Raw genomic sequence first — 14,689 nt, forward strand, 5'->3', positions numbered from 1 at the left:
GGAGTAGGCGTGCAACTGCTGATGTTCGCATTCGCCGGCCTGGCGGCACAGCTGGTCGACGGTGCACTGGGTATGGCCTTCGGCGTCACCGCCACCACCATGCTCATCCTCTCCGGCATGGCGCCGGCCTACGCCAGTGCCGCAGTGCACTTCGCCGAGGTCGGCACCACGCTGTTCTCCGGGCTGGCCCACTGGCGCCTCAACAACGTCCACTGGCCGACCGTCATCTTCCTCGGCATTCCGGGTGCCGTCGGTGCCTTCGCCGGCGCGACGGTCCTGTCCGGTCTGTCCGCCGAATCCGCCGAGCCGGTGGTGTCGCTGCTGCTGCTCCTGCTGGGCGGCTACGTCCTGGTCCGTAGCGTCCTGGTGCCGTGGGGACGGTCCTCCGCAGGCTCCACCGAGGACACCCCGCCGGCCGGGAACGGTCGTCGCTCCCGGGTCGGTCTGGTCGCCCTGGGACTGGGCGGCGGTTTCCTCGACGCCTCCGGTGGCGGCGGCTGGGGGCCGGTCACCACATCGACGCTGATGAGTGTGGGACGCAGTCAGCCGCGCAAGATCATCGGCACGGTGAACACCGCCGAGTTCCTGGTGGCCGTCTCCGCCTCCGCCGGGTTCATCGTCGGGCTCGAGGCCGTGCACGACTCGTGGCAGCCGGTGCTGGGCCTGCTGATCGGCGGCGTGATCGCCGCCCCGATCGCCGCCTGGGTGGTCACCAAGATCCGCCCCGACATCCTCGGCGGTCTGGTCGGCGCGCTGCTGGTGTTGCTCAACGGACTACGGGTCTCCGCCTCGATGGGTTGGATCGGCGTCGCGATCGCCGCCACCGTGGCCGCGCTGTGCATCACTGTGGTGCTGCGGTCGCTGGGCCGGACACGTCGTGCTGCGGCTGTCGTGGAGCCGGCGCCCACCGACGCCGACGATGACCCGGATCATCCACGGGTAGTTATCCGCACAGATACTCTCTGAGAGGGGAGCGTCGGGGAAACCACCCCCGGCGTAGTGGGGTAGGACACAATATTGGGGGTAGTGAGACTCGGCGAACAGGCCTTCGTTGGGCACTGGTTGCTTTTCACGGCACAATAGGTCGATGTAGGTAGCGCACAAGATTCCGTCGCAACGGTCTCCATGACGATGAGCCAGATGGTCAACAAGATGTGGCCAATCACACGTGGGTGTCACGGTTAGCGGCGGAACAGTCGAGTTATGAAGGAGAGACCGTGACTGTTCGAGCAGTGCTCAGTCCGATCGCGACCGGGGCAGGCCGCCGAGACGATCTCATCGCCCACCTGTCGGGATCAGTGACCGACATCTTCGACACCCTGCGTCCCTCGGCGCCGGATTTCGGAGCCGCACTGGGGACCGCCCTCACCACTGACGGTGGTGTCCTCATCGGCACCGGTGAGCCGATGTTCGACTCACGGCTCGCCGCAGCCGCCGGAGTGGGGCACTTCCTCGTCGCCGGTGGGGAGCAGGACCACCTCCAGCTGCAGCAGGTCTCCGGCCAGCTCGTGCGGTCCGGCCGGACCCCGCGCGGCATCAGCGTGCTGGACCACCCGGACGCATCGTCCTCCGCCCTGGAAGCCGAAGGCAGCGCCGTGCCCTTCGTCGCCGTCACCGCAGGTCTGGACGCCGAGCCCGGCACCCCGGTCATCGGCCCGGAGTCCTTCGAGCGCAACCTGATCATCCAGGCCCGCGCTGCCAAGGCCCACATCGTCCTGCCGGAGGGCGACGACGACCGCATCCTCGAGGCCGCCGACCAGCTGCTGGCCGCCCGGGTCTGCGACCTGACCATCCTCGGCGACCCCGCCACGATGGCCGCCCGCGCCCACGAGCTCGGCCTCGACCTCAGCTCGGCCACGCTGACCGACCCGACCAAGGGGTCCGACCTGGAGCGCTTCGCCGAGGAGTTCGCCGAGCTGCGCAAGGCCAAGGGTGTCTCGCTCGACGAGGCCCGCGAGACGATGAAGGACATCTCGTACTACGCCACGATGATGATCCACCTCGGCATGGCCGACGGCATGGTCTCCGGTGCCGCCCACACCACCGCGCACACCATCAAGCCCAGCTTCCAGATCATCAAGACCTCGCCGGACGCCTCCATCGTCTCCTCGATCTTCCTCATGGTCATGGACGGCGTGCTGTGGGCATTCGGTGACTGTGCGGTCAACCCGAACCCGACCCCGGAGCAGCTTGCCGAGATCGCCGTGGTCTCCGCCAAGACCGCCGCCCAGTTCGGCATCGAGCCCAAGGTCGCCATGCTGTCCTACTCCACCGGTGCCTCCGGTGCCGGTGAGGATGTCGAGGCCGTCGCCGAAGGTGTGAAGATCGCCCAGGAATCCGCTCCCAACCTGGAGATCGATGGCCCGCTGCAGTTCGACGCCGCCGTCGTCGAGTCCGTCGGCCAGAAGAAGATGCCGGGGTCCGAGGTCGCCGGCAAAGCCACCGTCTTCGTCTTCCCGGACCTCAACGCCGGAAACATCACCTACAAGGCCGTGCAGCGCACCGCCGACGCCTTGGCCGTCGGCCCGATCCTGCAGGGACTGAACAAGCCCGTCAACGACCTGTCCCGAGGAGCCACCGTCCCGGACATCGTCAACACCGTCGCCATCACCGCCATCCAGGCCGGAAACTAGCCCGAAAGGCCCTCAGAAGCTCATGACCAAGTATGTTCTCGTCCTCAATTCCGGTTCCTCCTCCATCAAGTTCCAGGTCATCGACCTGAACGCCGATGTGAAGGAAGGGCCGTTCCTCTCCGGTCTCGTCGAGCAGATCGGCGAGAGCCGCGGACACATCAAGCTGATCACCGAAGACCAGACCATCGAGGACCGTCGTCCGATCCTCAGCCACTCCGTGGGTCTTGAGCGTGCCTTCGGCATGATGTCCCTGCTGGGTGTCGGCCCGCAGGACCTCGACATCTCCGCGGTGGGGCACCGTGTGGTCCACGGTGGATCCCACTTCTCCGAGCCGGTGATCATCACCGACAAGGTCGTCGACGAGATCCGTGGTCTGGTGCCGCTGGCCCCACTGCACAACCCGGCGAACATCGACGGCATCGAGAACGCCCGCGCCCTGCTGCCCGATGTGGAGCACGTCGCGGTCTTCGACACCGCCTTCTTCCACGGGCTGCCGGAGTACGCGTCCCGCTACGGCCTCAACCGTGAGGTCGCCGACCAGTACAACATCCGTCGTTACGGCTTCCACGGCACCAGCCACGAGTACGTCTCCGGACTGGTCCCCAAGCTGGTCAACAAGGATGCCGAGGACATCAACCACATCACCCTCCACCTGGGCAACGGTGCCTCCATGGCCGCGGTGCGTGGCGGTAAGCCGGTGGACACCACCATGGGGCTGACTCCGCTGGAGGGTCTGGTCATGGGTACCCGTACCGGTGACATCGACGCCGGTATCATCTTCCACCTCTACCGCGAGGGCAAGATGACCATCGACGAGATCGATACGCTGTTCAACAAGCGCTCGGGTCTCAAGGGCCTCGCCGGTGCCAATGACTTCCGCCTGATCCAGGAACTGATCAACGAGGGCGACGACAACGCGCAGGAGGCCTACGACATCTACGTCCACCGCGTGCGTCGCTACGTCGGTGCCTTCATGCTGCAGCTCGGTTCCCTGGATGCCGTCGTGTTCACCGCCGGCGTCGGCGAGAACCACGTCGGTATCCGCCGCGACACGATGGCCGACCTGGAGAACTTCGGGATCAAGATCGACAAGTCCCGCAACAACAACGATGAGGGCGTTGAAGGGCCCCGCGTGATCTCCACCGACGACTCCGCCGTCAAGGTCCTGGTGATCCCGACCAACGAGGAGCTGGCCATCGCCCGCGCCGCTGATCACCTGTCCCAGGCCTGATCAGTCCCGGTTCTCGAGCTCCCGCACCCGTCGGCGTAGTTCCCGTTCCGCCTCCCAGCGTGCGGTGACGTCCCGCAGGATCGCCCCGACACCCTCCACCGTGCCGTTGGCGTCCTTGAGCAGGACAATCGAGAACTCCAGTGAGATCCGTTGCCCGTCCCTGGTCATACCAGGGGCGGTCAACGGATCTGTGCCGTAGTTGGTGGCCCCGGTGTCCATGACCCTGTCCCAGCCGGTCCAGTGCCGTCCCCGGAGTTTCTCCGGGATGATCAGGTCCAGTGACTGGCCGAGCGCCTCGGACTCCGGGTAGCCGAACATGTCTTCGGCGGCTGCATTCCACAGTGTGACCTTCCCCGAGCGGTCGGCGACGATGACCGCGTCGAGGGTGGACTCCTCGATGACCCTGGCGGCGAGTGCCGTCCGTTCTGACGTTCCGGTAGTGTTTGGCATATGCCAAACTCTACCACGATGATCACCGGAGACTCGGCCGAGAGTATCGCCGACTCCGTCCGGGAACTCGTCGATCGTGGAGACCTGGCCCCGGGCCAGCAACTGCCCTCGGTCCGGGCACTTTCCGGTGAGCTCGGCGTGCACCGGAACACCGTCGTCTCCGCCTACCGGCGACTCGCCACCACCGGGACGGTCTCCACCCGCGGCCGCGCCGGCACCGCCGTCACCGGTGCTACCCCCATGTCGGAGGAGGGCAGTGCGGGTGGAGGAACCCTCCGGGACATCGGTCACGGCAATCCGGGGGCCACCTGGTTGCCCGACCCCAGGGACGCCTTCGCACTGTTGGCGACGATGGACCAGCCGGCTGTCCTGTACGGCGGCGACTCCCTGGACGAAGACGTGGAGCGCTGGGCGCGCCGGTGGATCTCGGCAGATCACGCACGAGACTTCGGGGTCGTGCTCACCGCCGGGGCGGTTGACGCGGTGGAACGGCTGCTGGCACAGTCATTGACCCGCGGGGACGGCGTGGCCCTGGAGGACCCCTGCTTTCTCACCAGCATCAACTCGGTCCGGCTGGCCGGCTACCGCCCCGTACCGGTGCCGGTGGACGCCGAGGGGATGACCCCGGACGGGTTACGGACCGCGCTGCAGGCCGGGGTTCGTGCGGTGGTGTGCACGCCCCGGGCGCACAACCCCACCGGTGCCAGCCTGACCGCCGGGCGCGCCGCCGAGCTCCGTGAGGTCCTGCAGGCCCACCCCCACGTCCTGGTGGTGGAGGACGACCATTTCTCGCGATTGTCCACCAGTGACTACCACAGCATCATCGGTGAGGGACACCGGCGTTGGGCGCTGGTCCGGTCGGTCTCCAAGTTGCTCGGACCCGACCTCCGGCTGGCGGTCGTCGCAGCCGACGATGACACGGTGGGTCGGCTACGACGACGTCTCAGCGCAGGGACGACGTGGGTGAGCCACATCCTGCAGCGCATCGTGACCGTCATGCTGGATGACGGCACCACCGCAGACCGTATCCATCAGGCACGGGAGTACTACGCCAGGCGGAATGCGGACGTCGTCCGGATGTTTGCCGGGACGCCGGTCGTCGCCGCCCCCGGTGACGGGCTCAACGTGTGGCTCACCCTGCCGGTCCCGGCACAGGGGGCTGCAGCACGACTGGCGGCACGGGGATGGCGCGTGCGGACCGGTGAGCAGTTCGCGCTGACCGGGACGGGTGAGGATCGGCATCTGAGGCTGACCGTCCACGATCTGGACGACGCTGATCTGCAGGTACTGGCCGAGGATATTCTGGCTGTGGTAGCCATGGGCTCATGAACACCATGCGAAAACTCGGCCTGATCGGAGGAACCGGACCGGAGTCCACCCAGCTGTACTACCGGGCCCTGACCACCGGGGTTCAGCAGCGGTGCGGGGAGGAGGTGCTCCCCGAACTGACGATCGAGTCGCTCAGCGTCTTCGAGGTCTTCCGCCATCTCGGCGCGAAAGACACCGACGGGCTCACCGACTACTTCGCTGCCGCAGTGGACAACCTTGTCGCCGCCGGCGCACGGGTGGTCAGCCTGAGTGCGATCACCCCGCACATCATTCTCGACCGGCTGGTGGAGCGCTCCCCGGTCCCGCTGGTCAGTGCCGTGGAGGCGGTACGGGACGAGGCCGCCGCCAGGAACGCCACCCGGGTGCTGCTCCTGGGCACGGGGTTCACGATGTCACCGGAGACCAACGACTTCTTCCTCCGGCCGTTCACCGAGGCAGGTATCGAGGTGGTCATTCCGACGGCGCCCGACCGCGAGGAGATCCAGCACCGGATCGCCACCGAACTTGAACTCGGGTTGGCCACCGATGAGACCAGGGGCCGGTTCGTGGACATCATCACCGGAATCCACCGGGAGCAACCACTGGACCAGGTTGTCCTCGGATGCACCGAGCTGCCCATGGTGCTCGACGACGAGGTGTCTCCGGTGCCCTGCCTCGACACCGTCGGTATCCACACCCGTGCCCTGGTCGAGGCGATGTTGACGGATCCGACGACTACTGCCCCCGTCGGAAGGTCGAGCTGAACCGCACCCGGTACTCGGACGGGGTGATGTGAAGATGCCGGTCGAACGCCCGACGCAGGCTTTCGTCACTGCCGAAGCCTGCCCCGCCGGCCGCCGCGGTGACGGTCTGCCCGTCGAGGATCAGCTGTTGGGCCGTTGACATCCGGAACTGTTCGAGCCAGCGGGACGAGGTGGCCCCCAGTTCCTCGCGGAACATTCTTCCCAGGTGGCGTGTGCTCACGGCGGCATCGGAGGCCATCGTGGTCACGGTATGGGCGCCGGCCGGGTCCGCCTGAACCCGTGCGAGGACCTCCCGGAGGATGGGGTTGTCCACCAACGGGGCGTTCGGGGGGCTGGCGAACTGGGACTGGCCACCCGGTCGATGCATGAAAACGACCATCTCACGGGCGATCCGACGCGCCGTGTCCGCGCCGAGATCCTCCTCCACCAGTGACAGTGCCAGATCGATGCCGGCGGTGATCCCGGCCGAGGTCACGAAGCGGCCGTCGTGGACGTGGAGGACGTCCGTCTCGACGCGTATCCGGGTCTAGCGCCGGGCCATGTCGCGGGCGTTGCGCCAGTGTGTGGTGACCCGTCGACCGTCGAGCAAGCCCAGTTCGGCCAGCAGGAATGCTCCGGTGCACACACTGGCGATCCGTCGGGGATGTCCGGAGAGGACTGCCGTGGCCTCGAGCAGGCCGGGGTCGTTCGCCCGGTCGGGGAGGTCGTCGGCACCGGTGATGATGATGGTGTCCAGGTCAGCGGCGGCCCCGGGGGACGGGGGCACGGTCCCGGCGACGGGGAGTCCGTTGGCCGCGGTGACCGTACCTCCGCGGGGAGAGAACACGGTGAACTCATAGTCATCGGCACGGCCGAGAACCTCAGCGGGGCCAGCGTAGTCGAGCATGGTCATGCCGTCGAAGACCAGGAAGCCGACGCGCCTCATGTCCGGTTTAGTGGGATATGCGTCGGGAAAGACATGGTGCACGTGTACCTGCCGGAACGAAACTTGTTACCAGGCCTGTGACCCCACCGCTGGAGGTGGATGAGCAATGACCGACACCATCGCCGGTATCACGACCCCGGACTCCGACCTCGCCAAGGAAGCCACAGAACTCGTGCGTGACGTCGCCACCCCGCTGGTCTTCGACCATTCGCGCCGCGTGTACCTCTTCGGTGCGCTGCGTGGCGAGCGCGACGGCACCACGTACGACCCGGAGCTGCTGTACATCGGTGCGATGTTCCATGATCTCGGGTTGACCGAGACCTTTCGACGCACCGATCAGCGTTTCGAGATCGACGGGGCGGATGAGGCGCGCAGGTTCCTGGTGTCCCACGGCATCGCCGAGGACGCCGCCGACAAGGTCTGGCCGTCGATCGCACTGCACGCCACCCCGGAGATCCCACTGCACATGGATTCCGAGATCGCACTGGTCACCCGCGGCGTCGAGCATGACGTGCTGGGGCTCGGTTTCGACACCGTCACCGAGGCTCAGCGTGCGGAGATCGTCGCGGCGCATCCCCGACCCGACTTCAAGAACGGCATCCTCGCCGCCTTCACCGACGGACTCAAGGACCGTCCTGGCACGACGTTCGGAAACGTCAAGGCGGACGTGCTCGCCCATTTCCTCCCCGGGTTCGAACCTGGTGACTTCGTCGAGGTCATCCGGAACAGTGCCTGGCCCGAGTAATCCACCACCCACCAAGGGGAACACCATGTCCGACCGTTCCGACCGTATCGCCAATACTGAGCTTCGTTCGAGGACCATGACCGCCGACGAGGCGGCCGAGTTCGTCCACCACGGTGACACCGTGGGGATGTCCGGTTTCACCGGGGCAGCCTACCCGAAGGCACTTCCCACCGCCATCGCCGACCGGGCCTCCCGGGCCCACGACCGTGGTGACGAGTTCACCATCAACCTGCTCACCGGGGCGTCCACCGCCCCGGACTGCGACGGGGTCCTGGCTGAGGCGGACGCGATCAACTACCGCATGCCCTACCAGTCGGACCCGGTACTGCGCTCCAAGATCAACGCCGGCAGCGCCAAGTTCCAGGACATCCACCTCTCCCACTCCGGCCTGCAGGTCGAACAGGGTTTCTTCGGTGCCCTGGACGTCGCCGTCGTCGAGGTCACACGGATCACCGAGGAAGGCCACCTGGTCCCCTCCTCCGGTGTGGGCAACAACCTCGAGTACCTCGATGCCGCCGACAAGATCATCATCGAGGTCAACTCCTGGCAGTCGCCGGAACTGGAGGGCATGGCGGACATCTACCGGGTGCCCCGTCTCCCCAACCGCACCCCGATCCCGATCAACAATGTCGGTGACCGGATCGGAACGACCTACATTCAAATCGACACCTCGAAGGTTGTCGCGGTCGTCGAGACCAATGCCCCGGACCGCAACAGCCCCTTCAAGCCCTTCGACGAGGTCTCCAAGCAGATCGCGGGACACTTCCTGGACTTCCTCGAGGGTGAGGTCACCGCGGGACGGCTGACCTATGACGGCTACATCATGCAGTCGGGGGTCGGCAACGTCCCCAACGCGGTGATGGCCGGACTGCTCGACTCGAAGTTCGAGAACATCCAGGCATACACCGAGGTCGTCCAGGACGGCATGCTCGACCTGATCGACGCCGGCAAGATGACGGTGGCCTCGGCAACCTCGTTCGCACTGTCCCCGGAGTACGCCGAGAAGATGAACCGGGAAGCTGCCCGGTACCGTGAGTACCTCGTCACCCGCCCACTGCAGATCTCCAACTCGCCGGAGGTCATCCGGCGCATGGGGCTGACCGCGTCGAACGGCATGATCGAGGCCGACATCTACGGCAACATCAACTCCACCCATGTCAGCGGTACCCGACTCATGAACGGGATCGGTGGCTCGGGTGACTTCACCCGGAACGCCTTCGCCTCGACGTTCATCTCCCCGTCGGTGGCGAAGGACGGTGCGATCTCCGCGGTGGTCCCCTTCGCCTCACACATCGACCACACCGAACATGACGCCATGGTCGTGATCACCGAGTACGGCTACGCGGACCTGCGTGGACTGGCACCGCGGGACCGGGTGGCGAAGATGATCTCGGTCGCCCACCCGGACTACCGGCCCCTGTTGGAGGAGTACTACCAGCGGGCCGCGACCAACAGCCATCTCCACACCCCGCACGACCTGCCCACCGCTTTCTCCTTCCACGGCAACCTCGCCGAGCGGGGATCCATGAAGGCCACTGGTTAGAACCCCGTCAGAACTCCGTCAGAACTCCGTCAGAACCAGGTCCGGGGACGGATCTTGTTCGCCATATCGACCAGCCGGAACCGGTGGTTGGTGAACGGGGACTGACGGGCGATCTCCCGCAGTCCCTGCTCCAGTCCGGCGCGTAGGCCACTCTCGCTGAACTCCACGTCGAACAGTGGAGGGGAGGACTTTCTGACGGCCGGGTCACCGTCGGGGCGCGACCGCAGCCAGTCGAGGGCCGCCGCCAGTACAGCGAGCCTGACCTGCAGGATCCGTGGTTCGTTCGTCGGCATGATCTCCAGGCGGCGGGCGGCGCGACGTAACCGGGCCTCATTGACAGTCGACTGGTCCGACACCAGTATCAGCACCGTGGTCAGACGTGCCGTCTGGTGGTGGCGGGAGGACTGCGGAACCCGGTCCAGGGCCGAGATCGCCGCGTCCACCAGACCCTCGGCGTGCAACTGCCGGGCCAGGCCGAAAGCCGCCGAGACCGTCGTCGGGTTGGTCGTCCACACCAGGCCGTAGAGACGGATCGTGTGGAACCGCAACGCCACCGGGTCCTTGGTCACGTGCGTCCACCCGGGTACCTCGCTGTAGTCGGTGCCCTGTTTGCCCCGCGGGTACGTCAGTGCCAGCGAAGCCTTCTGCACGTCCGTGTCGAGCAGGCGGGTGTAGTTCACCCCCTGGTGCTGCAGCAGCAACTCATCGGTGGCGGCCAGGGCGAGTTTCGGGGCAGGCTCGCCGGGGAGGGTGTTGAGCACCTCGTTGAAGCTCTCCTGTGCGGAAGAGAAATCTCCGTTCAGCAGGTTGGACACCCCGGAGAGCCAGAGGTGCCGCCAATCGCTGCGTAGGCTGTCGTCCATGTTCTGCAGCGTCAGCCCCGCCTCGGTGGTCATGCCCAGGTCGAGCTGGGCGCGCACGATGGTCAACGGGATCTCGGTGGAGCGGGACATGTCCGGCTGGTTCAGGGCGGCCCTCAGGGTGTCGAGCATTTCACCGGGCTCGGTCAGGCTCGCCGCCGACAGCAGAGAGGCGCCGGGATCATTCGGATCGGTCAGCGGGATGGGCAGCGCCGAGACGACCTCCGGGGAGGTGATCTCCACCGAGCGCTCGATGCCGTCGATCAACTTGTCGGTGGGGAACAGCAGGTGCTTGGTGCCGTAGGTGGATCGCTGGGCGGTGAAGCGGGTGTCGAGGTGTGCGTACTGGCGGCCGTCCCGGATGGCCAGCACCTCCCGCAGTACCCCGGTCAGCTGGTTGGCCATGGTGCCGGCGGAGGAGAACCGCTTCTCCGGGTCCTCGTGGGTGGCCCGCAGCAGCAGACGGTAGAGCGAGAGGTACTTCCGGAAGATCGGTTCGTCGTCCGGGGTGGGCAGTCCCTCGTCGTAGACCCCGTCGGTGACCGGGAGTTTCACGATGAGGCTGGCGAGAGTGCGTCCCACGGTGAAGATGTCGCTGGCGATGGTGGGGCCGGTACGGGAGATCTCCGGGGCCTGGAAACCCCGGGTGCCGTAGATGTGGCCGAAGGCGCCGATGCCGGATACCGCACCCAGGTCGATCAGTTTCGTCTGGTCCTCGGTGATGATGATGTTGTCGGGCTTCAGGTCGTTGTAGACCACGCCGCGGGAGTGCAGGTAGTCCAACGCCGGCAGGATCTCCAGGAGGTAGCCGATGGCGGTGTCGACCGGCAGGGTGTTGCCGGGTTGGCGCATACGACGGTGGCGCAGCGACGGCCCGCCGACGTACTCCATGATGATGAATCCACCGGGGCTGCGGGTGTCGTCGATGAAGTTGAAGATCTTGACGATCCCGGGGTGGGTGATGTCGGCGAGGAAGGCGCGTTCGGAGTCGGCGATGGCACGTTCGTGCGCGGTGTTGGTCTCCATCATGCCCTTGAGCACGACCCACCGGTCGGAGACGTTGTGGTCGATGGCGAGGTAGATCCAGCCCATGCCGCCGTGTGCGATCGGCCCCAGCACCTCGTACTGGGCGGCGACGATGTCGCCGGGGTGGAGGACAGGACGCTCCGTTCCCCCGGCGACGGCCTTCTCCACCTCCTCGTCGTCGATGACGGCGTCCGGCGGGTTCGTCGGCGGTATGAACGGCAGACGCACCATGCCGCCGGCGACCTCGGCACCGGCGCGGGACGTGCCGCGCCGCCGGCGGAAGGTGGAGAGAGCCTCGCGACGGCTGCGTTCCCCCGAGTCCTCCTGGGCCTGGTTCAGCGTCGGGGTCGGGTTGGTGGCCCCGTCCCCGTCGTCCGCGAAGGGGTCGAACGGTGTGGCCTGGGTGGCGGCGCTGTCGCCGGTGTCCTGGTCTTCGTCGTCGGCGAAGGGGTCGAAGAAGGTGGCTTCCGTCTCGGTCCCGGTCTCGTCACGGGAGATCGGGTCACTGTTCATTGTTGTCCTCCTCGATCTCGGCTTCCGATTCGGCGGCGGAGTCCGCGGCGTCCTGCAGTGCCTGATGGCGCAGCGCGGCCAGCTCCCGGGTGTCATCGGCGGTGCGGTACTTCATGTCCGGCGCGCTGCCGTCGCCGAGGTAGTCCTGCATCCACTGCTGGTAGAGCCGGTCCCACGTCCCGTCGGAGCGGATCCGTTCCATGGTGGAGTTGACCTGGCGCACCAGTGAGGACGAGTCGCGTTGCTGGGGAAGCGCGGCGGCCACCGCGTACTGGGAGGCGTCGGTCGCGGTCCCGACAATCTCGGTGTACGGGTCCTGCGACTGCAGCCCGGAGAGGATCGCCGAGTCGGAGAAGATGGCGTCCACCTGCTGTCGCTGCATCGCCAACAGGCAGTCCGACCAGGTCTGGGTGGTCAGGATGTCGCCATGGGAGTCGAGGCGGCGTAGCTCCAGCAGGTTGGTGGAGTCCACGGTCACGCAGACCGACCGGTCCGTCAGGTCAGCCTCGCTGTGGATCCCGGAATTCCGCATCACCAGGATGCGCGGATAGGTCGTGAGGTAGGGGACGGAGAACTCCACCTCGGTCTGCCGGTCCCGGGTGACGGTCATGGTGCGTAGCACCAGATCCACCGTGCCCTCGGCCAGGGCGTTCTCCCGGCCCGTGCCTTCCACGAAGCGGAACTCGACCCGGTCCGGGTCGCCGAAGATGTCGCGGGCGATCTCATGGGCCAGGTCGACCTCGAAACCTGCCATGTTCTTGGTGACCGGGTCGCGGAAGCCCAGGCGGTTCAGCGACTGGGCGACGCCGACGACCAGACGGCCACGTTCGATGATCTCAGGCACCCGACGGTTCGGCGATACCTCCTCGCCGGTGTCGGGACTGCGGTTGGGACGCAGCGAGCCGAAGGGCTCGCCGGAGTCCTTCGGCAGGACGTCCTCGCCGGCATCGGCAGTGGCGGGGATGAGAGTGGACCCGTTCGGCAGCGCCAGGGACGGTTCCGGCGGCTCCGGCCACTCCTGCAGGTCGAGGCCCTCGGAGGCGCAGGACACCAGGGCCAGGGACGCGGCCAGTGCAGTCGTGAGCGCCAGCGCGGCGCGGAGCGGGTGCGGGTTCACAGGTACTCCTGGAGACGGGGGCGGGTGCCCTGGATGACGCACAGTGCCGAGACCAGGCCCAGCAGTATCACGATGGACGTCACCTGCTGTGCCGCGGCCCGGGAGTCGGACAGGTACTCGCGCAACTGCTCACGGGTGTCGTTGATCAGGGTGCGCAGGTTACCGTCCAGCGCCTGGTAGGACTCGGTCACCGTCGGGGGTGCGGAGGTGCCGGAGCCGTCGTCGGCGACGGTCGGGCTGTCACCGACGGTCGCCCGGATCGCCGCAGCGTAGTCACCTTCGCGTACCAGTGACAGCATGTCCGCGTGGGCGCTGTCCCAGGAACGCAGGTTCTCCCGGGCCTCGTCGACGGCGTCGCGGTCACTGATGGACGGGCGTAGTTGCTCCAACGCCGCGTCGATCGAGGCGATCTGGTCGGAGAACGAGGAACGGTCGCTGTCGTTGTAGTCGCGCTGGACCAGGCCCAATGCTTCGGAGGTCCGGGTCTGCTGCACCTCGATACGCAGCGTGGTGAGCGCCTCCAGGGGCTGGGTGGTGCCGTCGAGACCGCGGGAACCGTTGGTCCAGGTGTTCAGCGCGGACCCGCCGGCCCACAACATCGCGATGGTCATCAGCACGGTGGCGGCGAGGTAGCCGGGGTTGATCCGGCGGTTGGTCTGTGCGGCCAGGTAGAACTGCGCGATGATCAGCAGCACCACCGCGGCGACCAGGCCGGAGAGGGCGAACCAGTTGGGCTGGGTCAGGGCGATCTGCTGGCGTCCCACCTCCGAACTGGTGCGGGTGTGCAGCTCGCCGGCGGCCGGGAGGATGTCGTCCTGCATCATCGAACTGGCCTGGGTGATGTAGGCCCCGCCGACCGGTAGTCCGTGGCGGTTGTTCACCCCGGCCTCGGTGATCAGGCTGGTGTACATCGGCAGCTTCTCCTGGATCTCCAGGATCAGTTCCATCTCGCGGGAGGACGGGTCGTCGATCCCGGCGGCGGCCCGGACCACCGCCCGTGAGGCGGTGTCCAGGGCCTCCCGGTAGGACGACTGGTAGTCGGCCGCGCCCGCGGCGTCCTCCACGAAGCCAGTGGTGGCGACCGAATCGGCCACCGAGAGGGAGTTGTAGAGGTCCTGGGCGGCGAAGGACACCGGCTCGGTGCGGTTGACCAGGGTGTTGAGGTCTCCCTGCTGGTTCGCGGCCTGGCCGGCCATCGCCCCGCCGGCGGCGATGATGGCCAACACCAGCAGTGCGGAGACGGCCGTCATCAGACCGGGGGTGGTGGAGATGAAACGCTGGATCCGGCGGGGGATCTCCAGGGCCGGGCTGAACACCCCCATCGGGCCGGGGCTGGCGCGCCGCTGCAGGGCATCGTCCATCCACCGGTCGGAGTCGGTGCGCCGGTCACCGGTGCCCGCGGCTGGACGGGTCGAACTGTCCCCACTGGTCACCGACGCGGAAATCGCACCGTCCGGGGCCGGGTCAGCGGCCCCGTCCAAGGAGTCGGTTTCCGGAGCGGGCATGACTGCAATCCTACAGTTGCAGTCACGATGATGTGTCACCGAAACCTCACGTGCACTCTGTGGCACCAT

General features: G+C 67.0%; 13 protein-coding genes. 7 read left to right on the forward strand and 6 right to left on the reverse strand.

All coding sequences use genetic code 11. The features are described from left to right. Window positions 1–9 precede the first annotated feature (9 nt). From ACTXPP_RS01360 to ACTXPP_RS01370, 3 genes are all read left to right on the forward strand, one after another. Window positions 10–966 carry a sulfite exporter TauE/SafE family protein gene (locus ACTXPP_RS01360; RefSeq protein ID WP_301494303.1) on the forward strand — a complete coding sequence of 319 codons (957 nt, stop codon included), beginning with the start codon at window positions 10–12 and terminating at the stop codon, window positions 964–966. 251 nt (window positions 967–1,217) lie between these two features. Continuing rightward, entirely contained in the window at window positions 1,218–2,633 is a 1,416-nt protein-coding gene (pta, locus tag ACTXPP_RS01365; protein WP_443340511.1) for a phosphate acetyltransferase, read from the forward strand. Window positions 2,634–2,655: 22 nt separating this feature from the next. Continuing rightward, window positions 2,656–3,864 carry an acetate kinase gene (locus ACTXPP_RS01370; protein ID WP_443340512.1) on the forward strand — a complete coding sequence of 403 codons (1,209 nt, stop codon included), beginning with the start codon at window positions 2,656–2,658 and terminating at the stop codon, window positions 3,862–3,864. On the opposite strand, the gene ACTXPP_RS01375 is transcribed toward ACTXPP_RS01370, so the two are convergent. Continuing rightward, a complete protein-coding gene (locus tag ACTXPP_RS01375) occupies window positions 3,865–4,314 on the reverse strand; it encodes a PAS domain-containing protein (protein ID WP_443340513.1) in 450 nt (149 codons plus the stop codon). Between ACTXPP_RS01375 and ACTXPP_RS01380 the strand changes: the two genes are divergently transcribed. Then, entirely contained in the window at window positions 4,315–5,643 is a 1,329-nt protein-coding gene (locus ACTXPP_RS01380; protein ID WP_443340514.1) for an aminotransferase class I/II-fold pyridoxal phosphate-dependent enzyme, read from the forward strand. It begins immediately after the preceding gene. Further along, the gene (locus tag ACTXPP_RS01385) at window positions 5,640–6,386 is read left to right on the forward strand and encodes an aspartate/glutamate racemase family protein (RefSeq protein ID WP_301494313.1); all 747 of its coding nucleotides are present in this window, start codon (window positions 5,640–5,642) and stop codon (window positions 6,384–6,386) included. Before ACTXPP_RS01380 ends, ACTXPP_RS01385 begins: the two co-directional genes overlap by 4 nt. Here ACTXPP_RS01385 and ACTXPP_RS01390 read toward each other — a convergent pair. Next, a complete protein-coding gene (locus ACTXPP_RS01390) occupies window positions 6,358–6,861 on the reverse strand; it encodes a helix-turn-helix domain-containing protein (RefSeq protein WP_443340515.1) in 504 nt (167 codons plus the stop codon). The two genes, ACTXPP_RS01385 and ACTXPP_RS01390, sit on opposite strands and share 29 nt — an antisense overlap. 51 nt (window positions 6,862–6,912) lie before the next feature. After that, on the reverse strand, window positions 6,913–7,311 hold the full coding sequence (locus ACTXPP_RS01395; protein WP_443340516.1) for a DJ-1/PfpI family protein: 399 nt from the start codon (window positions 7,309–7,311) through the stop codon (window positions 6,913–6,915). Window positions 7,312–7,417: 106 nt separating this feature from the next. Here ACTXPP_RS01395 and ACTXPP_RS01400 point away from each other — a divergent pair, with 106 nt between their 5' ends. Together ACTXPP_RS01400 and scpC are read left to right on the forward strand one after the other, a co-directional pair. Further along, entirely contained in the window at window positions 7,418–8,056 is a 639-nt protein-coding gene (locus tag ACTXPP_RS01400) for an HD domain-containing protein (protein ID WP_301494318.1), read from the forward strand. 25 nt (window positions 8,057–8,081) lie between these two features. Continuing rightward, window positions 8,082–9,599, forward strand: a complete 1,518-nt coding sequence (gene scpC / locus ACTXPP_RS01405; RefSeq protein ID WP_443340517.1) for a succinyl-CoA:acetate CoA-transferase ScpC — start codon at window positions 8,082–8,084, stop codon at window positions 9,597–9,599. Between the two features lie 29 nt (window positions 9,600–9,628). On the opposite strand, the gene ACTXPP_RS01410 is transcribed toward scpC, so the two are convergent. From ACTXPP_RS01410 to ACTXPP_RS01420, 3 genes are read right to left on the reverse strand one after another with little or no spacing between them, the layout of a single operon-like run. Next, window positions 9,629–11,998, reverse strand: a complete 2,370-nt coding sequence (locus tag ACTXPP_RS01410; RefSeq protein WP_443340518.1) for a serine/threonine protein kinase — start codon at window positions 11,996–11,998, stop codon at window positions 9,629–9,631. Further along, entirely contained in the window at window positions 11,988–13,115 is a 1,128-nt protein-coding gene (locus ACTXPP_RS01415; protein WP_443340520.1) for a transporter substrate-binding domain-containing protein, read from the reverse strand. The genes ACTXPP_RS01410 and ACTXPP_RS01415 overlap by 11 nt, the downstream gene beginning before the upstream one ends. Beyond that, the gene (locus ACTXPP_RS01420) at window positions 13,112–14,620 is read right to left on the reverse strand and encodes a GlnX family signal transduction membrane protein (RefSeq protein WP_443340521.1); all 1,509 of its coding nucleotides are present in this window, start codon (window positions 14,618–14,620) and stop codon (window positions 13,112–13,114) included. The genes ACTXPP_RS01415 and ACTXPP_RS01420 overlap by 4 nt, the downstream gene beginning before the upstream one ends. Between the last annotated feature and the right edge of the window lie 69 nt (window positions 14,621–14,689).

Origin of the sequence: Candidatus Corynebacterium faecigallinarum (genome assembly GCF_052264515.1) — a bacterium.
Classification (GTDB): domain Bacteria; phylum Actinomycetota; class Actinomycetes; order Mycobacteriales; family Mycobacteriaceae; genus Corynebacterium; species Corynebacterium faecigallinarum.